At 65.0% G+C, this 20,391-nt stretch carries 24 protein-coding genes; 12 read left to right on the forward strand and 12 right to left on the reverse strand.

Translation table 11 applies throughout. From position 1 onward, the window contains the following. Positions 1–2 precede the first annotated feature (2 nt). Positions 3–881 carry a CAF17-like 4Fe-4S cluster assembly/insertion protein YgfZ gene (gene ygfZ / locus ACQ6S1_RS14805; protein ID WP_445042038.1) on the reverse strand — a complete coding sequence of 293 codons (879 nt, stop codon included), beginning with the start codon at positions 879–881 and terminating at the stop codon, positions 3–5. Between the two features lie 75 nt (positions 882–956). Here ygfZ and ACQ6S1_RS14810 point away from each other — a divergent pair, with 75 nt between their 5' ends. Further along, entirely contained in the window at positions 957–2,291 is a 1,335-nt protein-coding gene (locus ACQ6S1_RS14810; protein ID WP_445041971.1) for a dihydroorotase, read from the forward strand. A gap of 3 nt (positions 2,292–2,294) precedes the next feature. On the opposite strand, the gene ACQ6S1_RS14815 is transcribed toward ACQ6S1_RS14810, so the two are convergent. From ACQ6S1_RS14815 to ACQ6S1_RS14825, 3 genes are all read right to left on the reverse strand, one after another. Beyond that, positions 2,295–2,729, reverse strand: coding sequence for a pyridoxamine 5'-phosphate oxidase family protein (locus ACQ6S1_RS14815; RefSeq protein ID WP_445041972.1), 435 nt, complete (start codon positions 2,727–2,729; stop codon positions 2,295–2,297). Positions 2,730–2,836: 107 nt separating this feature from the next. Then, positions 2,837–3,589: a sensor histidine kinase gene (locus tag ACQ6S1_RS14820; RefSeq protein WP_445041973.1), complete on the reverse strand. Its 753-nt coding sequence runs from the start codon at positions 3,587–3,589 to the stop codon at positions 2,837–2,839. Positions 3,590–3,672: 83 nt separating this feature from the next. Continuing rightward, entirely contained in the window at positions 3,673–4,290 is a 618-nt protein-coding gene (locus ACQ6S1_RS14825) for a hypothetical protein (RefSeq protein WP_445041974.1), read from the reverse strand. Between the two features lie 132 nt (positions 4,291–4,422). Here ACQ6S1_RS14825 and ACQ6S1_RS14830 point away from each other — a divergent pair, with 132 nt between their 5' ends. Beyond that, positions 4,423–5,058, forward strand: a complete 636-nt coding sequence (locus ACQ6S1_RS14830) for a LysE family translocator (RefSeq protein WP_445041975.1) — start codon at positions 4,423–4,425, stop codon at positions 5,056–5,058. A 6-nt stretch (positions 5,059–5,064) separates the two neighbouring features. Here the strand turns inward: ACQ6S1_RS14830 and ACQ6S1_RS14835 are convergent, their stop codons facing one another. The 4 genes from ACQ6S1_RS14835 to ACQ6S1_RS14850 are packed head-to-tail and all read right to left on the reverse strand — an operon-like array spanning position 5,065 to position 8,449. Continuing rightward, on the reverse strand, positions 5,065–5,589 hold the full coding sequence (locus ACQ6S1_RS14835) for a TIGR02301 family protein (protein ID WP_445042039.1): 525 nt from the start codon (positions 5,587–5,589) through the stop codon (positions 5,065–5,067). 2 nt (positions 5,590–5,591) lie between these two features. Beyond that, positions 5,592–6,017, reverse strand: coding sequence for an NUDIX hydrolase (locus ACQ6S1_RS14840; protein WP_445041976.1), 426 nt, complete (start codon positions 6,015–6,017; stop codon positions 5,592–5,594). Further along, a complete protein-coding gene (locus ACQ6S1_RS14845) occupies positions 6,014–7,450 on the reverse strand; it encodes an FAD-binding oxidoreductase (protein WP_445041977.1) in 1,437 nt (478 codons plus the stop codon). The genes ACQ6S1_RS14840 and ACQ6S1_RS14845 overlap by 4 nt, the downstream gene beginning before the upstream one ends. Before the next feature lie 39 nt (positions 7,451–7,489). Continuing rightward, a complete protein-coding gene (locus ACQ6S1_RS14850) occupies positions 7,490–8,449 on the reverse strand; it encodes an L-threonylcarbamoyladenylate synthase (RefSeq protein ID WP_445041978.1) in 960 nt (319 codons plus the stop codon). A 152-nt stretch (positions 8,450–8,601) separates the two neighbouring features. Here ACQ6S1_RS14850 and ACQ6S1_RS14855 point away from each other — a divergent pair, with 152 nt between their 5' ends. The 5 genes from ACQ6S1_RS14855 to ACQ6S1_RS14875 all read left to right on the forward strand — a co-directional run bounded on the left by ACQ6S1_RS14855 (position 8,602) and on the right by ACQ6S1_RS14875 (position 13,380). Further along, positions 8,602–9,183, forward strand: coding sequence for a gluconokinase (locus ACQ6S1_RS14855; protein WP_445041979.1), 582 nt, complete (start codon positions 8,602–8,604; stop codon positions 9,181–9,183). A gap of 56 nt (positions 9,184–9,239) precedes the next feature. Continuing rightward, a complete protein-coding gene (locus ACQ6S1_RS14860; RefSeq protein WP_445041980.1) occupies positions 9,240–10,625 on the forward strand; it encodes a GntP family permease in 1,386 nt (461 codons plus the stop codon). A gap of 599 nt (positions 10,626–11,224) precedes the next feature. Next, the gene (locus ACQ6S1_RS14865; RefSeq protein WP_445041981.1) at positions 11,225–12,151 is read left to right on the forward strand and encodes a histone deacetylase family protein; all 927 of its coding nucleotides are present in this window, start codon (positions 11,225–11,227) and stop codon (positions 12,149–12,151) included. A gap of 3 nt (positions 12,152–12,154) precedes the next feature. Continuing rightward, the gene (locus tag ACQ6S1_RS14870) at positions 12,155–12,403 is read left to right on the forward strand and encodes an exodeoxyribonuclease VII small subunit (protein WP_445041982.1); all 249 of its coding nucleotides are present in this window, start codon (positions 12,155–12,157) and stop codon (positions 12,401–12,403) included. Continuing rightward, positions 12,403–13,380: a magnesium transporter CorA family protein gene (locus ACQ6S1_RS14875; RefSeq protein ID WP_445041983.1), complete on the forward strand. Its 978-nt coding sequence runs from the start codon at positions 12,403–12,405 to the stop codon at positions 13,378–13,380. The genes ACQ6S1_RS14870 and ACQ6S1_RS14875 overlap by 1 nt, the downstream gene beginning before the upstream one ends. A gap of 9 nt (positions 13,381–13,389) precedes the next feature. On the opposite strand, the gene ACQ6S1_RS14880 is transcribed toward ACQ6S1_RS14875, so the two are convergent. Beyond that, a complete protein-coding gene (locus ACQ6S1_RS14880) occupies positions 13,390–14,124 on the reverse strand; it encodes an SDR family NAD(P)-dependent oxidoreductase (protein ID WP_445041984.1) in 735 nt (244 codons plus the stop codon). Positions 14,125–14,133: 9 nt separating this feature from the next. Next, on the reverse strand, positions 14,134–14,775 hold the full coding sequence (gene pdxH, locus ACQ6S1_RS14885) for a pyridoxamine 5'-phosphate oxidase (RefSeq protein WP_445041985.1): 642 nt from the start codon (positions 14,773–14,775) through the stop codon (positions 14,134–14,136). A gap of 128 nt (positions 14,776–14,903) precedes the next feature. Between pdxH and ACQ6S1_RS14890 the strand changes: the two genes are divergently transcribed. From ACQ6S1_RS14890 to ACQ6S1_RS14910, 5 genes are all read left to right on the forward strand, one after another. Then, positions 14,904–15,314, forward strand: coding sequence for an RT0821/Lpp0805 family surface protein (locus ACQ6S1_RS14890; protein WP_445041986.1), 411 nt, complete (start codon positions 14,904–14,906; stop codon positions 15,312–15,314). 79 nt (positions 15,315–15,393) lie between these two features. Further along, a complete protein-coding gene (locus tag ACQ6S1_RS14895; protein ID WP_445041987.1) occupies positions 15,394–16,335 on the forward strand; it encodes a DnaJ C-terminal domain-containing protein in 942 nt (313 codons plus the stop codon). Between the two features lie 71 nt (positions 16,336–16,406). Then, a complete protein-coding gene (fabI, locus tag ACQ6S1_RS14900) occupies positions 16,407–17,219 on the forward strand; it encodes an enoyl-ACP reductase FabI (protein WP_445041988.1) in 813 nt (270 codons plus the stop codon). 7 nt (positions 17,220–17,226) lie between these two features. Continuing rightward, on the forward strand, positions 17,227–17,811 hold the full coding sequence (locus tag ACQ6S1_RS14905; protein ID WP_445041989.1) for a histidine phosphatase family protein: 585 nt from the start codon (positions 17,227–17,229) through the stop codon (positions 17,809–17,811). Positions 17,812–17,922: 111 nt separating this feature from the next. Continuing rightward, positions 17,923–18,357 (forward strand): DUF3060 domain-containing protein, encoded by a 435-nt coding sequence (locus ACQ6S1_RS14910; RefSeq protein WP_445041990.1) that lies wholly within the window; start codon positions 17,923–17,925, stop codon positions 18,355–18,357. A gap of 30 nt (positions 18,358–18,387) precedes the next feature. Here the strand turns inward: ACQ6S1_RS14910 and ACQ6S1_RS14915 are convergent, their stop codons facing one another. Further along, positions 18,388–19,449, reverse strand: coding sequence for a class I SAM-dependent RNA methyltransferase (locus ACQ6S1_RS14915; RefSeq protein ID WP_445041991.1), 1,062 nt, complete (start codon positions 19,447–19,449; stop codon positions 18,388–18,390). Between the two features lie 40 nt (positions 19,450–19,489). Further along, positions 19,490–20,326, reverse strand: coding sequence for an aldo/keto reductase (locus ACQ6S1_RS14920; RefSeq protein WP_445041992.1), 837 nt, complete (start codon positions 20,324–20,326; stop codon positions 19,490–19,492). Between the last annotated feature and the right edge of the window lie 65 nt (positions 20,327–20,391).

A 20,391-nucleotide genomic window follows, 5' to 3' on the forward strand; every position in this document is an offset into this window, starting at 1 on the left:
CTTTACTGAGCCGCGTCGCGCAGAGGCTCGCCGGGGAAGCGGAACCGTGCCCAGTCCGGCTTGACCGGCACGATCTGCGCGGAGCCGGCCATCATCGGTTCACCCGCCGCAAGCGCGTCGTCGGCGCGGTCGATGCGCAGCAAGGCAAGCGCCCGGTCGTCCGCCACCGAGCCGAGCGTGCCGATCTTGCGTTCTCCGGCCAGGATTTCGTCACCCGGCTGGGCGGGGCCGGATAGCCGCACCGGCACCACGCGCGTGCGCGCTGTCGAGCGATGCTGCATGCGGCTCACCACTTCCTGGCCGATATAGCAGCCCTTTCGGAAATCGACTCCGCCGAGCTGGTCGAGATCGGCCTCGTGCGGAAACGCATCCTCGAAGCCGAAATCGCGTCCACCCTCCGGCACGCCGAGGCTGACGCGGTGGGTGTGGTAGGCCGCTTCGTCCACCAATTGCGCATATTGTGCCGCAATGAGATCGCCCACCTGGTCGCGCGGCAGCAAAGCGCGCCGCCCGAGAGCCGCCAGCCGAGGATCCTCGACGACGCCCATGGTTAATGCATCGCCTTCGAAATCGCCGAAAAACGCAGCTACGACATAATCTTCGATGGTTAACGTAACCTTGGCTCTGAGCTTGTAGAGCGTCAGCCGCCTCTTCAAATCCTCGATTCGCGCCGTCGGAACGTCGAGCAAATAGCCGTCCTCGGCATGAACCACGATGAAGTCCGCGATGATCTTCCCCTGAGGCGTCAGCAGCGCCGAATAGCGCGCCTCGCCCGGTTTCAGGCTCTCGACCGAGGAGGTGACGAGGTTGTGCAGGAAGTGCGGCGCATCGGGGCCTGCCACGCGCAGCACGGCGCGATCGGTCAGAATAGCGGCTTTCATCATGGTGCACCTCCTTGCGCGCCGGAGCGCCGGAACGTAATTCCGGGTCCCGAGGCTCACAAGTGCGGGGATGGCATGTCCGGCAATTACGATCTGATCTTCAAGGGCGGCACCATCGCCAATCACGACGGCGTTCACCGCGCGGATCTCGCCGTGCGCGACGGCCGTGTCGCAGCCCTTGGCGATCTGTCATCGGCCAGCGCCGGCGAGATCGTGGATTGCACCGGCCTCCATCTCCTGCCGGGCGTCATCGACACACAGGTCCATTTTCGTGAGCCCGGCCCGACCCACAAGGAAGACCTGGAATCCGGCTCCCGCGCCGCGGTGATGGGTGGCGTCACCGCCGTGTTCGAAATGCCGAACACCAATCCGCTCACCATCACGGCCGAGGCGCTGGCCGACAAGCTGGCCCGCGCCAAGGGCCGCATGCATTGCGACCACGCCTTTTTCATTGGCGGCACCCACGAGAACGTGGCCGATCTGCCAGAGCTGGAGCGCCTGCCGGGCTGCGCGGGCGTCAAGGTGTTCATGGGCTCCTCGACGGGCTCGCTTCTCGTCGATGACGATGCGGGCGTCCGCAACATCCTTTCCGCCATTCGCCGCCGTGCGGCCTTCCATTCCGAGGACGAGCCGCGTCTCAACGCCCGCAAGAATCTGCGCGTGCCGGGCGATCCCTCCAGCCATCCGGTCTGGCGCGATGCCGAAGCCGCGCTCATGTGCACGCAACGCCTCGTCCGCATCGCCCGCGAAACGGGCGCGCGTATCCACGTCCTCCATATTTCGACTGCCGAGGAGATGCGTTTCCTTGCCGATCACAAGGATGTCGCGACCTGTGAGGCCACCCCGCATCACCTGACCCTGACCGATGAGCTTTACGCCACGCTTGGCACGAAGCTGCAGATGAACCCGCCCGTTCGCTCGGCCGCGCATCGTGACGGCATCTGGTGGGGCGTCGAGCAGGGCGTCGTCGACGTGTTGGGCTCCGACCACGCACCGCACACGCTGGAGGAGAAGGCCAAGCCCTATCCGGAATCGCCGTCCGGTATGACGGGCGTCCAGACGCTCGTGCCCACCATGCTGAACCATGTCGCCGCCGGTCGCCTCAGCCTCGAGCGCTTCGTCGATCTGTCGAGCGCCGGCCCGGCACGCATTTTCAACATCGCCGGCAAGGGGCGGCTGGCCTTGGGCTACGACGCCGATATCACGATTGTCGATCTGAAACGGCGCGAGACCATCACGAACGACTGGATCGCCTCGAAAGCGCAATGGACGCCTTACGACGGCGTTGCGGTCACCGGCTGGCCGGTCGGCACCGTGGTGCGTGGCCGCCGCGTCATGTGGGAAAACGAATTGCTCGAAAGCGGGCAGGGCGAACCCGTCCGCTTTCTGGAGACATTGCCGCGCGGCTGACGCTTACAGCGTCAGCTCGGTCTCTTCCTCGCCGTCCCAGTAATGGACGCGGCTGGCGTGCACCTTGATGAGCACAATGCCGGGCGTGTCGATGCCCTGCTTAAACCAGTAATCGAGGTCCGAGGTCCAGTGCGCCTCGAATTCGGCCTTGTCGCGGATCAGTTCGGCACTGCCCTCGACGGCAATGAAGATCGGCGGCTTGCCGAAAAGCCCCTTGGAGCCGGCAAAGGACAGCGACACCTTGGGATCGCGCTCGATATCCGAGACGGTGCGCGCGCTCTCATAGGTGAAGAAGAAGGAATCGCCGTCGAATTCCACATCGCGGTTGTTGCTCATCGGCCGCCCGGCGATGGCGCCGTTTTCCGTGTGGGTGTTGAGCACTGCGAAATCGATGTCCCGCATCTTTTCCGAGATTTCGGCGAGAGTCTTCTGAGCCATGTCGTCTCCTCGATGAACAATGGCGCCGTGTGCACGGTGCCGCACCCCGTTCTCGAAAAGCGTTCGGCGACGCTTCGGTTCCTTGCGCCGCCGATTGAGGTGCGGGCCTAATTGCCCGGTTCGTCGTGGGCGGGCGGCGGCGGCGGGGCGACCGAGATGTTCACCCAGAACACGGCGCCCGGCTGGCCCTCGCGATTGCGGGCGCCGGCGTCCCCGCCCAGACTGCCGGCCACGAAGCGCACCAGCCGCATGCCGAGGCCGCGCACCCGCGCCATGTCGAAATCCTCGGGAAGGCCCTCACCGGTATCGCTCACTTCGAGCACGAGGCGCTGTTCGTCTTCCTTTCGCGCACAGATGCAGATCAGGCACGGTTCCCCGGCGCGCTGCGCGTGCTTGAAGGCGTTGGTCACGAATTCGTTGACCACGAGACCGAGCTTCGAGACGTGGTCGGTCGGAAGGCGCATCCGCTCGCAATCCACCTCGATGGTGAAAACGGGTTCCTCCCGCTCGTGCAGCATCGAGGCCGACAGCTCGGACGACAATTCCCGCAGATATTGCGAGAACTCGATCGTGCGCATGTCGCCGGAGCGATAGAGCCGTCCGTGCACGTGCTGGATCGAGCTCAGCCGAAGCCCGGCCTTCTCCAGCGCATCGCGCGTGTGCTGGTCCGCTTCCTGGTGGGCCTGCATGCGCAGCATGCTGGAGGCCAGTTGCAGGCTGTTGGCGACGCGGTGGTTCACCTCCCGCATCAGCAGATCGCGCTGGCGCAATTCCTCGTCATGCGCGGCCACGAGGGCCCGCAATTCGGCGATCTCGCTCTGGGGATCGAGGTTCTGAAGAGCGCGTGCTGAGTTTGGCATGACGTCTTCCTTCTCGTGGGAAGCAATGTTCGCAGACAAACAGGGTGCCGTAAACCGGGATGGGGTCGTACGAAGGCGGACCCTCAATCCCCCGCCACGAAGAAGTGCCACACGCCGTCCGGCGCGATGCCGACGCGGTAGAAATTGTAGGCGCCGAATTCCTTCATCTGCTCAAGGTCGTAGAAGGTCACGAGCTTGTAGAGCTCGACCGTCTGCGCCGGCGTCAGCTCGGTGATGGGATATTGGGCGAAATAGGGCCACACATACATTTCCTGCGGCGTGCCCTTGTCGACATGGACGTAGCCAGCCTCCAGCACCTCGGACAAGATGGCCATGATCTCGAGGCCGGTGCCGTCGCTCGACGTCTTCTTCAGCCCCTCGATCGGGTCGGAGCCGGCTTCCTCCGAGAAGGAAAACACCGGCGGCATCTCATTGCTCTCGATGGGGGCGCGCATCTTCTCGGGATCGCCGGACAAGGCCGCCTCGATGATGCGTTCGCGCATGCGCCGGACGGGCTCGGGCAGAAGACCGGGATCGTACAGCACCTCGGGGCGCTCCGTCGCGGCATTGCTTGCGCCGTCTTCCGCTTCCGCGGCTTCGGCCGGATTCGGTGGAGATTGAGCGTCCTCTCCGGACTGGGCCAGCGCCATATGCGGCATCAGGATGATGAAGGCAGCGGCGATTGTCCGCGCAAGGCGCATGTTGATCCTCCGGCAGGCGAAACGAAAGGCGATCCTAGCGCGTTTTGGCGAAAGCCGCGAATTGCGGGTCTGGGGCGGCTCGATTAATCAGACAGGGGCAACGGCCCTGATTCTGCCGCCGGAGGAGTGCGTTTGCTCGACTGGTCTCTGATCGGCATCGGTCTTGGTGTCGGCATAGCCGTTGCAGCGCCGATCGGCCCGATTAACATCATGATTATCCACCGCGCCATCCATCGCGGTTTCTGGCCCGCGTTCACGGCCGGGCTCGGCGCGACTGTCGGCGATGCGGTCTATGCCGGCGTGGCGGCGTTCGGCATCAACGCCATTTCCGAACTTGTGGAGGGCCAGCGATCCCTCGTGCAGGTTCTGGGCGGCGTCCTGCTCATTGTGCTCGGTCTCTTCCTGGCGCTGCACCGCGTCAATCCGGATGGCGGCCTGCGCAATGATACGCGCCTCAGCTGGGCTGGGGCGGCAGCGGCGGGGTTTGCGCTTGCCGTCGCAAATCCCGCCACCCTGTTCGCCATCGCGGCGGTGTTCAGCGGCATCGACGACCTTGCGGACGATCGGCTGCACGCCGCCGCCGCGATCACGCTCACATTGGCCGTCGCGGCGGGCAGCCTCATCTGGGTGCTGGGTCTCACCACGCTCATCAGCCGCTACCGCCACCAGATCGGGCGGCGCTGGCTGCGCATGATCAACGTGGCTTCGGGGCTGGCTTTGGCCGGATGCGGCGTGCTGCTGCTCGGGGATATCGTCCTGCGGCTCTGATCCGGCTCAATAGCCGTGCCGTGTGGCGATCTCCTGCGACAGCTTGGAGCCTTCCGCCAGATAGCGTCGGATCGCGGCCTGTGCCGAGGGCGTGCAGGTGCGATAGGTCAGTTTGAAGCCGTCATAACCGCTGTTGAAGGCTCCCGCGAAACGCTCGCGCCGGTCTTGCGGGCCGGAATCGGCGTCCATCAATTCCTTCATCTTGTCCCGCCAGACATCGCCGTCGCCGGCGCCGCACAGCGGGCGCAAATAATGCAGCGCACCCATGATCTCGCTCAGGCGCTGCATGTCCTTCTCATAGGGCGCGGGCGGCACGGGGCGGGGCGGGGCCGGTGGTGCCGGCGGTGGTGTGGCCGGCTTGGGTCGGGGCGGTGCCGCAGGTTTCGGGCGGGGCGATTGCGGAGGCGCGGGCGGCGGCGCTGCCTGCTCCTGACGCGGCCGCTGCCGGAAAAAATCCCACAAGCCCTGCGCCTGCGCCTGTCCGCTCAACAGCAGTGCCGCACCGAGCACGAAAACGGGCGCTTTGCGCATCGTCACGTGCGGCCGCGCTCGGCCACGAGCCTGGCCGCGCTCGCCACGATGCGGTGCAGATCGTCGGTGACGTCGAGATTGTCGAGCGTCTCGGGATCTGCCCAGCACACGTCGGAGGCTTCCGGCCCCGTTTGCGGTTCACCGGACACCCAATTGGCCGCGAACGCCATCACAATGAAGTGGAATTGCGGCCCCTCCGCGCGGGGCATCACCTCGACGATCCCGGCGAGATCGATGATCTCGGCCTTCACCGCGACCTCTTCGTCGAGCTCCCGGAGCGCGGCCTCGGCCATCCGCTCGCCATGCTCGAGACGACCGCCGGGAAGCGACCACAAATTCTGAAGCGCGCCGACCGCGCGCCGCGCCAGCAGCACCCGGCCATCGCGGAACACCGCCGTCGAAACGCCGATCTCAGGACGATTTTTCATGCCGCTGGCATAGAGCCGCCGGCGGTTTCCGGCAAGACGGCGCCGGGGTTCATCAGCCCCTGAGGATCGAGCATCGTCTTCACCGCCCGCATCAGATCGAGTTCGACCGGATCCTTCACGCCCGGCAGCAGATCGCGCTTCAGGCGGCCGACGCCATGCTCGGCCGCGATCGAGCCGTTGAAGCGCGCCGCCACCGCATGAATCGCATCGTTCATCTCGCTCCAGCGGCCGAGATAGCCGATCGGGTCCGCGCCGTCCGGCTGGGTGATGTTGAAGTGCACGTTGCCGTCGCCGAGATGGCCGAACGGCACCGGCCGGCATCCGGGCACCACGCTGTGCGCGACGACATTCGCCTCGGCAATGAAGGCAGGCACGTCCGCCACCGGCACCGACACGTCGTGCTTGATCGACGCCCCGGCCAGCTTCTGCGCGTCCGACATCGATTCGCGCAGGATCCACAAAGCTTTCCGTTCGGCAGGACGGGAGGCGAGCACCGCCTCCTGCACCTCGCCGACGGCCTTGGCGTCCTCCAGCACCGCGTCCAGCAGCGCCCGCACCCCCTGGTCGACCGAGGACGACAATTCCAGCAGCACGTAATAGGGGTAGGGCTCGTCCAGCGGGTCGGGCGCGCCCGAGAGGCGCACTGCCAGCTCCAGTCCGAAGCGCGGCAGGAATTCGGCCGCCGTCAGCGACGGCCCGGCCGCGGCCCGTGCCCGCTGGAAAAGGGCAAGTGCGGCTTCCACCGAACCCACGCCCGCGAACGCCGTGGCCTGCGCGGTCAGACGCGGAAACAGCTTCAGCGCCGCCGCCGTGATGATGCCCAGCGTGCCCTCCGCGCCGATGAACAGGTTCTTGAGGTCGTAGCCGGTGTTGTCCTTCCGCAGCGTGCGCAGGCCGTTCCAGACGCGCCCGTCGGGCAGCACCACTTCGAGGCCGAGCGTCAGGTCGCGCATCGAGCCGAAGGCCAGCACCGCCAGCCCGCCGGCATTCGTGCCCAGATTGCCGCCGATCGTGCAGCGTTCTTCCGGCGCAAGGCTCAGCGGGAAATGCCGTCCCACACTTGCCGCCGCGCGCCGCACCTGGGCCAGGGTCGCGCCAGCTTCCACGATCATCGTGTTGCCGTCGGGATCGAGCGCGCGCACCGCATCCATCCGCACCAGCGAGACGAGGAGGGCGCGTCCGCTCTCATCCGGCACCGCGCCACCGACGAGGCTGGTGTTGCCGCCCTGCGGGACGATCGGGATGCCTTCCTCGGCCGCCAGCCGCACGAGGGCGGACACTTCGTCCGTCGAACCTGGCTGCACCACCGCCAGCGCCCGGCCGTGATAGAGACCGCGCCGATCGTCGAGATATCGGGCCGGGTCCGCGTCGGTCAGGACGTGTTCGGAACCGATAATTGAGGAAAGGCGGTCGAGAAGGCGGGACGTGTCCATCTTTACAACTTTAGAGTTCGCCGCACGTCCGTAAAGGCATCAGCGCAGCGCCGCGCGCCCCAGCCGGTCGTTGATCGCCTCGCCCAGTCCGTCCATCGGAATGGGCGCCACCGCGATGGTGGACGGCCCTAGCGCATCCAGCTCGCGCAGATAGGCGAACAAATTGGCCGCGGCCTCCGTCAGATCGCCGGCCGGGCTGAGGTTGAGGTGGGCGATGCCAGGACCGCCGAGCGGCGCATTTGGGCCGAAGCCCAGCCACGCCTCGCCCTCGTTCACGTCACTCGCGGCCAGCCGCACCCGGGCCGAGGGTGCGTAATGTTGCGCCGTCATGCCCGGTGCCAGCACGTCGTCGGGCCGTTGTCCCAGCGCCTCGCCCAGCACCGCCTCGATTTCGGCACGCGAAATCCCGCCCGGGCGCAGCAGCCGCACGGGTTCATTCGGCAGGCAGAGCAGCACGGTGGATTCGAGCCCGATCTCCGTTGGCCCGCCATCGAGGATCGCGGCCACGCGCTCTCCGAGGTCGGCGGCCACATGCTCGGCGCGTGTGGGGCTGACATGGCCCGAGCGATTGGCGGACGGGGCCACCACGGGCCCGCCGAAGGCGTTCAGCAGCGCACGCGCCACAGGGTGCGACGGCACCCGCACGGCCACGCTCGGCAGTCCCGCGCGCGCCAGCTCATGCACCGGCCCGTCTGCGGCGGCAGGCACTACAAGCGTCAAAGGTCCCGGCCAGAAACGCTCCGCCAGCGCACGTGCGCGCTCGTCGAATGTGCCAAGCGCGAAAGCCTGCTCCACCTCCGCGACATGCGCGATCAAAGGATTGAAGCTCGGCCGCCCCTTGGCCTCGTAGATGGCCGCCACCGCCCGGCCGTTGGAGGCGTCCGCGCCCAGGCCGTAGACGGTTTCGGTCGGGAAGGCCACGAGCCGTCCGGCGCGCAATGCGGCAGCGGCGTTTTCGATGAGGGCAGGGGCATTGTCCATGGTCATGCCCGTTTCCATAGAGCAGCGCGGCGCTCTGCGAAATGCCCTGGCACGGCGCCATTCCCCTCTTGCGGGCGGGCGCGCTTGGTGATGTTGTCTGAACAGGCGGGCGTCAGCGCCCGCGCAGGAACGAAGAAGGCCGGCATGGCAAGCCGGCGGGAGGAAACCCGATGTCCGAGCGTCCAGAGGCTGCGGATCGCAGCCTGTGCCTGGTGGTTATGGGGCCGTCCGGCGTCGGCAAGACCACGATCGCTCAGATACTGGCGGAACGGCTGGGCTGGATCAGCGCCGAGGCCGATGAATTCCACCCTCCGGCGAACATCGAGAAGATGTCGGCCGGCATCCCGCTCAACGACGAGGACCGGGCACCCTGGCTCGTTCTGATCCGTGACTGGGTCAGCGAGCAGGCACGGGCCGGCCAGAGCAGCGTCATCACATGCTCGGCCCTGAAGCGCCGTTACCGCGATGTGCTGCGCCAGGCGGATGCGCATGTTCGCTTCGTCGAGCTCATCGCGTCTCCCGCGCTTGTGGAGGCGCGCATGGCCAAGCGCGTCGGCCATTACATGCCGGTTTCGTTGCTCGCCTCCCAGTTTTCCGCTCTCGAAGAGCTGGGCGACGATGAGGATGGCGTGAAGATCGATGTCGGCGTGCCGCCGTATGTCGTCGTGGCGAATGCCTTGCAGGCGCTCGGCCTCGGTCCGGACGTGTCCGAACTCCAGACGGCTGCGCCACCGAAGAGCGCGGCACGTTGAACCCAGATCTGTCCCTCTAGAAAAATTCATGGGCCGCGTAGGCCAGGAAGCTTCCGATGAACCCAGTCGCCGCAGCACCTGCTCTCGGAGCCGGCCCTCTCCTCCTGATCGCGGCCGCCGCGATCGTCTTCCTTCTCGTCCTCATCATCCGCTTCAAGATGCACGCCTTCCTGGCGCTCATCCTGGTCAGCCTTCTCACGGCCTTCGCCGCCGGCATCGCGCCGGAAAAGGTGGTGCCGCTGCTGATCTCCGGCTTCGGTTCCACGCTCGGCACCGTGGCGCTGCTGGTGGGTCTCGGCGCCATGCTGGGGCGGCTGGTCGAGGTCTCGGGCGGCGCTCAGGCTCTGGCGGATGATCTGATCCGGCTCTTCGGCGAGAAGCGGGCGCCCTTCGCGCTGGGTGTCGCCTCGCTCATCTTCGGCTTCCCCATCTTCTTCGACGCCGGCCTCGTGGTGATGCTGCCCATCATCTTCTCGGTGGCCAAAAGGCTGGGCGGCGGCCTGCTGCGCTACGGCATTCCGGCCGCCGGCGCGTTTTCCGTCATGCACGTCTTCGTGCCGCCGCACCCGGGTCCCGTCGCCGCCACCGAGCTTCTGCAATCGGATATCGGCCTCGTCACGCTGGTCGGCTTGGTCATCGCTCTGCCCACCTGGTACGTCACGAGCTACCTGTTCGGTCTGTGGATCGGCGACCGCATCCCGGTCAAGGTCCCGGATATCCTTACCGGCGGCCCACAGGGCGAACGCGATCCGAACCCGCCGAAATCCTCCACCGTCATTCTGCTGCTGCTCCTGCCGCTCGTGATCATCTTCATGAACACGGGGCTGGATTTTCTTGCGGCCGCTGGCGTGTTCGAGCGCAGCGATCGCTGGTTCCAGGTGGCGCGCGGGCTCGGGCAGACGCCGATCGCCCTTCTCGTCGCGGTGCTCGTCTCGTCCTATGTGCTGGGCGTTCGCCGCGGCCGGCGTCTGTTCGAGGTCGAGAAGCTGGTCGACAGCGCGCTCGGCCCGATCTGCGCCATCACGCTCATCACGGGCGCCGGCGGCATGTTCGGCGGCGTGCTGCGCGAGAGCGGCATCGGCGCGGCGCTGGCGGGCGCCTTGAACGATCTCGGCATGCACATCTTCATCGCGTCCTATGTGATCGCGGCGGCGCTCCGCATCGCACAGGGCTCCGCCACGGTCGCGCTCATCACCGCTGCCGGGCTCGTCCAGCCGGCGGTTGCCGCGGCGGGCTATGAGGGAATGGACCGTGCGGCCATCGTGCTTGCCCTGGCCGCGGGCTCGGTCATCGCCAGCCATGTCAACGATTCCGGCTTCTGGCTGGTGGGCCGCTTCTTCGACATGGACGTGAAGACCACGCTGAAGACGTGGACGGTGCTGGAAACCCTGATCAGCGTGATGGGCTTCGCCATCGCCGCGCTGATCTTCGTGGTGTTCTAACGATAGGAATAATATTGACTTTATTCCTATAATCTGTTAAGCAAATCTCACTTCCGGTCGCGGAGGGCGCATCTAGAGGCGTCGACCATGCGGACCGGGGGTGCGGTGGCCGGATAAGGATTCGCAAGCCCTGTCCGGAGGCCCAAGGTGCCGGTTCTTGGCGGCGAGGACGTCCGTCTCGATCCACTTGGCGGCTGTTCGTACGGGGTGTGCCAACGCCCCAGGGCGGTCGAGGGATTACAGCAGAGGGTAACAAGTTAATCCTCTGGAGGTCCGGCACAGCAAGCCTCACACACCGCGCGCGGGACGCCTCGAGAGAGGCTTTCCCCGGTGAGTGCAAAACTGGTTTGGCTCTCAAAAAACAGACTGAGCCAGACCGCCGCGGGAGCGGTCAATCTCCCGGCGTCCCGCGCGCCCCTCCAGGGGTTCGATCGAGGATGGAGCCAAAGGGCAAGTGCCCGGCTCGAGCACCCTGCCAATGGCGGGCTTTCGGCGCAGGGCGTGGGCTTAAGCCGCCCGTGCCATTCCTTTATTGCGGTTGCCATCCGGGGCGGGAAAGTGTCTCCTCCGCGCAACGGACATCTGAGAGACATTGCCCTGTGACGACACTGCTTCTCCATCATTCCAGCTTCGCGAATCATCAGACATCGGCGGGCCATCCCGAGCGGCCGGACCGCTATCGCGCCGTCGAGGCGGTGCTGGATCAGGACGCGTTCCGCGATCTCGTGCGCGAGAAGGCCGAGGTCGCACCGGTCGACGTCACCCGTCTCGTTCACACCAACGCCTACGTCGATGCGCTGGAAGGCGCCCGCCCGAACGAGGGCTACGTCTATCTCGACGGCGACACCATGATGGAGCCCTCGACGTGGGAGGTTGTGCTGCGCGGCGTCGGCGGCTCCCTTCAGGCGGTGGACCGCGTGCTCGATGGTGATGTTCAGAACGCGTTCGTCGCCTCCCGCCCGCCCGGCCACCACGCCGAAAAGGAACGGGCGATGGGCTTCTGCCTGTTCAACAACGTCGCCATTGCCGCCCGCCACGCCCAGAAGGTTCACGGCCTGGGTCGCGTCGCCATCGTCGATTTCGACGTCCATCACGGCAACGGCACGCAGGACATCTTCTACGACGATCCGAGCGTGATGTTCGCCTCCACCCACCAGATGCCGCTCTATCCCGGCAGCGGCGCGGAGCGTGAGACGGGCGCCGGAAACATCTTCAACACGCCGCTCGCGCCGGGCGATGGCGGCTCGGCGCTTCAGGCCGCCTTCTCCAACCGCATCCTGCCTGCGCTCGACAATTTCAAGCCCGAGCTCATCATCGTTTCGGCCGGCTTCGATGCGCATGAGCGCGATCCGCTCGCCAGCCTGCGCATGGTCGAAGACGATTTCGCCTGGGTGACGCGCAAGCTGATGGATTCCGCCGAACGCCTGTGCGGCGGCCGCCTGGTTTCGGTGCTGGAAGGTGGCTACGATTTGCAGGGCCTGGCCGGTTCGGTGTCCGCCCACGTCACGGAATTGATGAAGGGCTGATCCATGACCGATGCGAATTCGGACATCGCGGCGATGCCGTTCGAGAAGGCCCTGGCCGAGCTTGAACGCATTGTCGCGGATCTTGAGCGCGGTGACGTTCCGCTGGAGAAATCCATCGAGCTCTACGAGCGGGGCAATGCGCTGAAGAGCCATTGCGACAATCAGCTCAAGGCGGCCGAAGCCCGCGTGGAAAAGATCACAACCGATGCGGCCGGTCGTCCGACCGGCACAGAGCCCCTCGACCCCGTCTGATGCTGACGGTTTATTCCGTCACCTCGGGGGTCCTTATCCCCTCCATCTGGGCACCCGGAGACGTGCTGCCCGAAACAACGATCTGGCTCGACCTCCTGCGCCCGACGCCGGAGGAGGACAAGGCCGTCGAAGCCTGCATCGGCGCGCCCGTGCCCACCGAAGCCGATATGAACGAGATCGAGGTGTCGAGCCGCCTCTACATCGAGGACGGCGTTCGCTACATGACGGCGTCGATCCTGGCCGGCGCCCAGCAGGGCCGCCCCGGTCTCGTCAATGTCGGCTTCGTCCTTGCCCGCGGCCGCCTCGTCACCGTTCGGCATGGCGAGCCACGCGTGCTGAAGCTGTTCAGCAATCGCATCTGCAAGATGGCCCGCAGCCCTGAAACGGGAGAGGCTTTGCTCGTCGGTCTGCTGGAAGCCGTCATCGACCGCACCGCCGACATCCTGGAGCGCGTCGGCGCCGAGGTGGACGAGATCTCGCGCCGCATCTTCGCCCGCCAGCACGCCCCCGCGCGCCAGAAGAAGGATTACATGGCGCTGCTGCACGACATCGGCCGAAGGGGCGATCTGCTGTCGATGACCCGCGAAAGCCTCGTCTCGATCTCCCGAATGGTGGGATTCCTGTCAGCCAAGTTCGAGGGCATGAACTTCGGCAAGGACATGCGCTCGCAGCTCGGCGTCATGATGACCGACGCAGCCGGTCTGCGCGACCACACGTCCTATCTGGGCGACAAGATCGTCTTCCTGCTCGACGCAACGGTGGGCATGGTCAGCATCGAGCAGAACGACATCATGAAGCTGTTCTCGATCGTCTCGGTCATCCTGATGCCGCCGACATTGATCGCATCCATCTACGGCATGAACTTCGATCTGATGCCGGAGCTGCATTTCCGCTTTGGCTATCCCATGGCCCTGATGGCCATGGCAGCCTCGGCGGTCGTGCCCTACCTCATCTTCCGCATGAAGCACTGGCTTTGAGGCGGACGGTCAGACGTGCTGGCCGCCATTGATGTGAAGCTCGGCCCCGTTCACGTAGGTGGATTGCTCGGCGCACAGGAAATAGATGGCGCTGGCCACTTCTTCCGGACGGCCGAGCCGCCGCATCGGGATCTGCTCCACGATCTTCTCCGTTCCGGGCGACAGGATGGCGGTGTCGATCTCGCCGGGAGCAATCGAATTCACCCTGATGCCGAGCGGCCCGAAATCGGACGCCATTTCCCGCGTGAGGGAGGCGAGGGCTGCCTTTGAGGTCGAATAGGCCGCGCCGGCGAAGGGGTGCACCCGGGACCCGGCGATCGAGCTGACATTGACGATCGCGCCCTGCGCCGCCTTCAATTCCTCCACCAATCCGCGGGCCAGCAGAACCGGCGCGAAGAAGTTCACCTGGAACACGCGGGTCCAGTCTTCGAAGCTCGTCTCCAGCGTGCCGAGGCGCGATCCACCCTCTCCCTTGGGAGAAATCGCGGCGTTGTTGACGAGGGCGTGCAGCATCCCGCCTTCAAGGCGTTTGCGCACCTCGACGATGGCCGCACGCGTGCTCTCGATATCCGCCAGATCGACCTGGAGATGATCCTCAGGCCCCGCCGCCCAGGGACAATTCTCAGGAAAGGCATGCCGCGAGCAGGTGATGACTCGCCAACCAGCCGCCGAAAACCGCTTGACGGTGGCATGCCCGATGCCCCGCGAGGCGCCGGTCAGAAGAAGAGTGCGGCGATTGCTCATCGAAATCCCTCAGGGATACAATCTGGACCGGGCCCATGCCTGGTCCGACGCGGCGCGACGAAAGACGATGCGATCGTGCAGACGGAACGGCCGGTCCTGCCAGAATTCGATGGCGGAGGGATCAAGCCGGTATCCGTTCCAATGCTGCGGACGGGGAATGTCCTCGCCGGGGTAGCGGGTGTTCACATCCTCATAGGCCGCCTCGAAAAGCGCCCGGTCCTCGAGAGGCCGCGATTGCTGCGACGCCCAGGCGCCCAGGCGGCTCTGACGCGGCCGGGTGACGAAATAGGCATCGGCCTCCTCCGGAGACACCTTTTCGATGGAGCCCCTGACGCGGACCTGCCTGCGAAGCGATTTCCAGTGAAACAGCAGTGCTGCTTGCGGATTGGCCGCCAATTGCTCGCCTTTTGCGCTGTCGGAATTCGTGTAGAACACAAATCCGCCCGCATCGAAGCCCTTGAGTAGCACCGTGCGGCAATCCGGCAAAAAGTCCGGTCCTACGGTTGCCAGCGCCATCGCATTGGCGTCATTGACCTCTGATCCCTCCGCCTCCGAAAGCCATTGCTGGAAGAGGAGAAACGGTTCCTCAGCAAAGGTGAAGTCATCCTTTGTTAAGGGTTCAGGGTGTCCAATTGAATCGAGTTCGTGCATGGTGCGCGGATCGCCTGCGAAGCATCTTGAGTGCGGAACGCATGTATAGCCCATCACGTTTGCCGCGTCCCGATTCGAAGCGCTTGATCGCCCTCACATTGTTTGGGCTCGCCTTGGGTGGATGCAGCATGCCGATGGGTGCGCTGATGGGCGACAGCAAGAGTAGCAGCAAGCCGGACGTCACGGGCAGTTTGCCCGGAACCGGCCGTTCCGCTGCGGTCGAGCGCGCACCGCTTGCGCCGGCAACCCAAGGAAATTCTCCCGTCGCACAGGCGGATTGGGGATACGCCCGGGGAGCGCTTGGTCTTGCGCTGACGAGCAACCAGACCGGGGCGCCGGTTCCCTGGGCCAATCCGGACACCGGCACGCGCGGCAATTTTGCGCCGGTCGCCCCGGCCGTGACCGATGCAGGGAAGACCTGCCGCGACTTTGTTGCCACGCGCATGGAGAACGGTCAGGAGGTGCGCCTCAACGGTCGTGCCTGCCTGAATGCCGATGGCCAATGGGACATCGCCCCCACGACCCGGGCCACATTGTAGATGTTGCATTTCAGCAACAGCTAGTTACATCCCCAGCAGAAGAGTTTGTGAACTCACGCTTTCGGGGTAACTGACGCGCATGCGCGATCCATATGACATTCTCGGCGTCGCAAAATCGGCGCCCGCGGCCGAAATCAAGAAGGCGTTTCGGCGCCTCGCTAAAACGCATCATCCGGACCGCAACCCCAACGATCCAAAAGCGCAGGAGCGGTTCGCTTCGATCAGCAGCGCATACGAATTGCTGTCCGACGACGAGAAGAGGGCGCAGTTCGATCGCGGCGAGATTGATGCCGATGGCAAGCCCCGCTTCCAGGGATTCGGGAATGGCTCTCGCAGCGGCGGCTTCCAGTCGGGTGGTGCTGGTGGCTTCGAGAATTTTTCCCATCGCTCGGGTGGGCAAAGCGGCTTCTCGGCGGAAGATCTCTTCTCTGACCTTTTCACGAGCTTTGGCGGTGGCCGGGGGCAGGGGCGAGCGCAGAGGGGGCAGGCGCCCGCCGGCGAGGATGTGGCGATAGATGTGTCCCTTCCCTTCGTCGAATGGGCACGCGGGACGAAAACGCGGGTGGTGCTGCCGACGGGCAAGGAACTCGAAGTTTCGATCCCGGCCGCGCTACCCGAGGGAAAATCCGTCCGCTTGAAAGGTCAGGGGCTTGCTTCGGTTTATGGTGGTGCGCCCGGCGATGCGCTGGTGAGCGTGCGCGTGGAACCGCATCCCCAGTTTCGGGCGGACGGGCAGAATGTCCGCGTCGAGGTGCCGGTTACGCTTTATGAGGCTGTGCTGGGCGGCAAGGTCCGCGTGCCGACGCTGGATGGTACTGTCGATCTGAACGTGCCGCGTCATTTCTCGGGAAACCGCACATTGCGGCTGAAGGGGAAGGGTCTTGCCGGCAAGACCGGGCTGGCGGGCGATCTTCTGGTGTCGCTCCGGATCGTGCTGCCACGGCATCAGGATACGGAACTTGAGGCCTTCGCCGAAAAGATGCGCGAAACGGCGCCCTACGACCCTCGCAGCAATGGTTAATCACAGGTGCTTGAAGCCTCTTCGCACCCATGCGATACGACCCACCCGACCCCCTATTTCCCGGAAGAGCTATGCGTGACGTCCAGGGCCTGATGGCCGGCAAAAAAGGCTTGGTTCTCGGCCTCGCGAACAATCGCTCGATCGCTTGGGGCATCGCCAAGGCGTGTGCCGATCAGGGTGCCGATATCGGCCTGACCTGGCAGGGAGATGCGCTTAAGAAGCGCGTGGAACCGCTGGCGCAGGAAATCGGCGCGACCCTGATGGGTCATTGCGACGTTACCGACCCGGCAACGATCGACGCGGTGTTCGCGGAAGTGGAGGCTCGTTGGGGGCGCCTCGACTTCGTGGTTCACGCCATCGCCTTTTCGGACAAGGACGAGCTGACCGGGCGTTACGTCGATACGACGGCTGCCAATTTCACCAAGACGCTCGACATCTCCTGCTATTCGTTCACGGCCATCGCACAACGCGCCGAGAAGCTGATGGACAAGGGCGGATCGCTGCTGACGCTTACCTATTACGGCGCCGAGAAGTGGATGCCCCATTACAATGTTATGGGCGTCGCCAAGGCAGCGCTGGAGGCCAGCGTCCGTTATCTCGCGGCCGACCTCGGTGAAAAGAACATCCGCGTCAATGCCATCTCGGCCGGCCCCATCAAGACGCTGGCGGCTTCGGGCATCGGCGATTTCCGCTACATCCTCAAATGGAACGAGCTGAACGCGCCCCTGCGCCGCACCACGACGATCGAGGAAGTTGGCGATGCGGCCCTCTATTTCCTGTCCGATCTCGGACGTGGCGTGACGGGCGAGATCCATCACGTCGATAGCGGCTATCACATCGTCGGCATGAAGAACCCGAACGCCCCCGACATCAGCGTCGTTTGAGGCTGCCATGGCCCGCTTTCCCATCTGCGTCGTCCGTCACGGCCAGACGGATTGGAACGCTGCGGGCCGTTTGCAGGGGCAGAAGGACATCCCCATCAATGGTCGCGGCCGTGCGCAGGCCGAGGCTGTCGGACGTTTCCTGAAAAAGCAGCGTCCGGACGTGCTTGGCTTCGACTTCGTCGCCAGTCCTCTCGGCCGAACGCGGGAGACGATGGAGATCATGCGCCGCGCCATGGACCTCCCGACATCCGGCTACCGCATGGACTCCCGTCTGATGGAGCTGACGTTCGGCAATTGGGCCGGCTTCACCTGGCCCGAGGTTCGTGTGCACGACCCCGCCGGCGCCGCTGCCCGCGAAGCCGGGAAATGGGCGTTTGTGCCTCCCTCGGGCGAAAGTTATGAAATGCTGTCAGCCCGCGTGCGAACCTGGCTGGGCGAGCTTCGGCAGCCGACGCTCGCGGTGACGCATGGCGGCGTGGCCCGTGTTCTGCTCGGCCTGCTGACGGGCATGCCGAATTTCGACCTGCCCAATCAGGACATCATTCAGGGGCGCGCTCTCATGTTCGAGGACGGCAAGGCCCAATGGCTCTGATAGGACTGCAAGCAAAGGACGTTTCTCGTGATCACCAGAGTGTACCGTTTCCCAGCGGCCATTGCCCTTATTGCCGCTGCTGCATGCACAAGTGCGCGTGCTGAGGAATTGGTGATCGAAGGCGTTGGCATCAGCCGTGACATTGCCTGCAACGGCGGCGACGTCGGGATCTATGGGTCGGAGAACGATATCCGCCTGACGGGCGCATGCGGCCACATCTTCGTTGAGGGAAACGCCCATAAGCTTCGTTTCGAGAAGGCGGTCGATCTGGCCGTCAACGGTCTTCGGCACAAGGTCGTCGGCGGTGAAACGGCCAAGCTATCCGTCGATGCCACCGAGAACGAGGTCGAAACCGTCGTGCGTTCGGCCGACGGCGCAGTCGTCGAAGTGGCGGGAGCGCAAAATCGGGTCAAGCTGACCTTTGCCGGTGCATCCACTCTCGATGTTCATGGCATCGAGCACAACGTGACATATTCCGTGACAGCCGGTGCGCCGCCACCGAAGATCTCATCGGGCGGCGCGCTTCATCAGATCACCAGGAATTAAGGCTCGCAAACGCGGACGCCATTCTGCGTGTCAGCGAGCCAGAAGCCCGACAATCTCGACATGGCTCGAATGCCGGAACTGGTCCACCGGCGTCACGGTCTCCAGCTTGAAGCCGCTGTCGATCAGGATGCGCACATCACGCGCGAAACTTTGGGCATTGCACGACACCGCCACGACACGCTTGACCACGGATTTTGCGATTTCATGGGCTTGATGTTCAGCGCCCGCGCGGGGCGGGTCGAACACCACGGCATCGAAATTTTTCAATTCCGCAGCCATCATGGGCCTTCTGAACAAATCGCGCGCCTCGCTCTCGATCTTCTTCAGGCCCGGTGTGCGCCGCCAGGCGCGGTCGAGCGCTGCAAGCGCCGGGCGGTCCTGTTCCGCTGCGCGCACTTCGGCCTTCTCGGCAAGGCGAAGCGCGAATGTGCCTGACCCGCTGAACAGATCGGCCACCCGTTTCACTCCTTCGACGCCCTCAAGCACAAGGCCAGCCAGTGCCTCTTCTCCGAGCAAGGTCGCTTGCAGGAAGCCGCCGGGCGGGAGGACGACTTCCGCTTTGCCGAACCGCACCATCGGCGGCCGCAACTCAATCACGACATCGCCGTGAAGTGAGAGCCGGGCAAGATCGAACCGCCCGGCCAGTTCGCCCAGGCCCAGCCTGAGCTTGTCGGGCACTTTGCCCACGCCGCGCAGATCGACGTCCAGCCCGGCCTCGGTGACCGTCAGCACCGCATCGATCGGAGCCTTGGTCGCGCCGAGATGCCGTGCCAGTGCCCGCACCGGCTCTGCTGCGTTCTGCAGCGCGGGCACCAGAATGGGGCAGGAATGGTCGGCCAGATCAACGATGCGGTGGGAGCGCGCCTCGGCGAAGCCGACGCGCAGCACCCTGTCGTCACTCCTGCGGGCGTGCACGGTTGCCCGTCGGCGTCCGGCTCCGTGGGCGTCCACGCAAGGTTGGACCTTGGTTTCGATGCCGGCTGCGCGAAGCGCGGCAATGACAGTCTCGCGCTTGGCCGCGAGCTGCTCTGCAACGGGAACGTCTTGCCCCGCGCACCCGCCACACACCGGCGCGCCCTGAGATTCAGCCATAATGATCAATCACTCTTTGCGGGCAGGGACGTGTACTTTTTCAGAGCATTTCGAGGGGCCGCTTGCGCGTCGGCGCCGGAAACGCCCGGTCCAACGCCGCCAGATCGTCCGCATCCAGGATCAGGTTCGCGGCTGCGCGATTGGCCCGCACATGCTCGAGCGATGATGCTTTCGGGATCGCGATGACGTCCGGCCTGCGAAGCAGCCAGGCGAGTGCGACCTGGAAAGGGCTTACACCATATTTCACGCCGATCTCGGAGAGAGGGCCTTGCACGGGAAGGCGGCCCTGCTCGATCGGGCTGTAGGCCATGATCGGGATTTCGGTCTTCTGCTGAAATGGCAGGAGATCGAAGTCGGGTCCTCGGCGGGTCAGATTGTAGAGCACCTGATTGACGGCGCAGGCTTCGCCGCCCACGACATCGAGCAATTCTTCCATATCGTCGGTGTCGAAATTGCTGACGCCCCAATGGCGGATTTTTCCGGCCTCCTGAAGCTCCTCAAAGGCGCGCACGGTCTCCTCAAGGGGAACGCCGCCCCGCCAATGCAGGAGATATAGATCGATCCTGTCCGTCTTCATACGCTTCAGGCTGCGCTCGCAGGCGGCCTGGACACCGGCAAAGCTGGCATTGTGCGGATAAACCTTGCTGACCAGGAAGACGTCATCGCGAAGACCGTCCAATGCTTCGCCAAGCATGAGTTCGGCCCCGCCATCTCCGTACATCTCGGCCGTGTCGACAAGCGTCATGCCAAGCTCTATGCCGAGACGGATGGCGGCGACTTCGTCGGCCTGCCGGTCGGACCGCTCGCCCATGAACCACGTGCCCTGGCCGAGAGCCGGAACCTTTTCCCCTCCAGGAAGAACGACGTGCCGATCCATGTGCTTTCCTCCGCAACAATGAGCATCGCGTTGAACCATTGGCGCACCGCCGTCGCAAGAGCCGC

This window comes from Terrihabitans aquatilis, from assembly GCF_052542005.1.

What these genes read in the sequence shown, in the direction of transcription:
- ygfZ (WP_445042038.1), bottom strand. Translation starts at nt 881, where the DNA reads ATGAAAGCCGCTATTCTGACCGATCGCGCCGTGCTGCGCGTGGCAGGC.
- ACQ6S1_RS14810 (WP_445041971.1), top strand. Translation starts at nt 957, where the DNA reads ATGTCCGGCAATTACGATCTGATCTTCAAGGGCGGCACCATCGCCAAT.
- ACQ6S1_RS14815 (WP_445041972.1), bottom strand. Translation starts at nt 2,729, where the DNA reads ATGGCTCAGAAGACTCTCGCCGAAATCTCGGAAAAGATGCGGGACATC.
- ACQ6S1_RS14820 (WP_445041973.1), bottom strand. Translation starts at nt 3,589, where the DNA reads ATGCCAAACTCAGCACGCGCTCTTCAGAACCTCGATCCCCAGAGCGAG.
- ACQ6S1_RS14825 (WP_445041974.1), bottom strand. Translation starts at nt 4,290, where the DNA reads ATGCGCCTTGCGCGGACAATCGCCGCTGCCTTCATCATCCTGATGCCG.
- ACQ6S1_RS14835 (WP_445042039.1), bottom strand. Translation starts at nt 5,589, where the DNA reads ATGCGCAAAGCGCCCGTTTTCGTGCTCGGTGCGGCACTGCTGTTGAGC.
- ACQ6S1_RS14840 (WP_445041976.1), bottom strand. Translation starts at nt 6,017, where the DNA reads ATGAAAAATCGTCCTGAGATCGGCGTTTCGACGGCGGTGTTCCGCGAT.
- ACQ6S1_RS14845 (WP_445041977.1), bottom strand. Translation starts at nt 7,450, where the DNA reads ATGGACACGTCCCGCCTTCTCGACCGCCTTTCCTCAATTATCGGTTCC.
- ACQ6S1_RS14850 (WP_445041978.1), bottom strand. Translation starts at nt 8,449, where the DNA reads ATGGAAACGGGCATGACCATGGACAATGCCCCTGCCCTCATCGAAAAC.
- ACQ6S1_RS14855 (WP_445041979.1), top strand. Translation starts at nt 8,602, where the DNA reads ATGTCCGAGCGTCCAGAGGCTGCGGATCGCAGCCTGTGCCTGGTGGTT.
- ACQ6S1_RS14860 (WP_445041980.1), top strand. Translation starts at nt 9,240, where the DNA reads ATGAACCCAGTCGCCGCAGCACCTGCTCTCGGAGCCGGCCCTCTCCTC.
- ACQ6S1_RS14870 (WP_445041982.1), top strand. Translation starts at nt 12,155, where the DNA reads ATGACCGATGCGAATTCGGACATCGCGGCGATGCCGTTCGAGAAGGCC.
- ACQ6S1_RS14875 (WP_445041983.1), top strand. Translation starts at nt 12,403, where the DNA reads ATGCTGACGGTTTATTCCGTCACCTCGGGGGTCCTTATCCCCTCCATC.
- ACQ6S1_RS14880 (WP_445041984.1), bottom strand. Translation starts at nt 14,124, where the DNA reads ATGAGCAATCGCCGCACTCTTCTTCTGACCGGCGCCTCGCGGGGCATC.
- pdxH (WP_445041985.1), bottom strand. Translation starts at nt 14,775, where the DNA reads ATGCACGAACTCGATTCAATTGGACACCCTGAACCCTTAACAAAGGAT.
- ACQ6S1_RS14890 (WP_445041986.1), top strand. Translation starts at nt 14,904, where the DNA reads ATGCCGATGGGTGCGCTGATGGGCGACAGCAAGAGTAGCAGCAAGCCG.
- ACQ6S1_RS14895 (WP_445041987.1), top strand. Translation starts at nt 15,394, where the DNA reads ATGCGCGATCCATATGACATTCTCGGCGTCGCAAAATCGGCGCCCGCG.
- fabI (WP_445041988.1), top strand. Translation starts at nt 16,407, where the DNA reads ATGCGTGACGTCCAGGGCCTGATGGCCGGCAAAAAAGGCTTGGTTCTC.
- ACQ6S1_RS14905 (WP_445041989.1), top strand. Translation starts at nt 17,227, where the DNA reads ATGGCCCGCTTTCCCATCTGCGTCGTCCGTCACGGCCAGACGGATTGG.
- ACQ6S1_RS14915 (WP_445041991.1), bottom strand. Translation starts at nt 19,449, where the DNA reads ATGGCTGAATCTCAGGGCGCGCCGGTGTGTGGCGGGTGCGCGGGGCAA.
- ACQ6S1_RS14920 (WP_445041992.1), bottom strand. Translation starts at nt 20,326, where the DNA reads ATGGATCGGCACGTCGTTCTTCCTGGAGGGGAAAAGGTTCCGGCTCTC.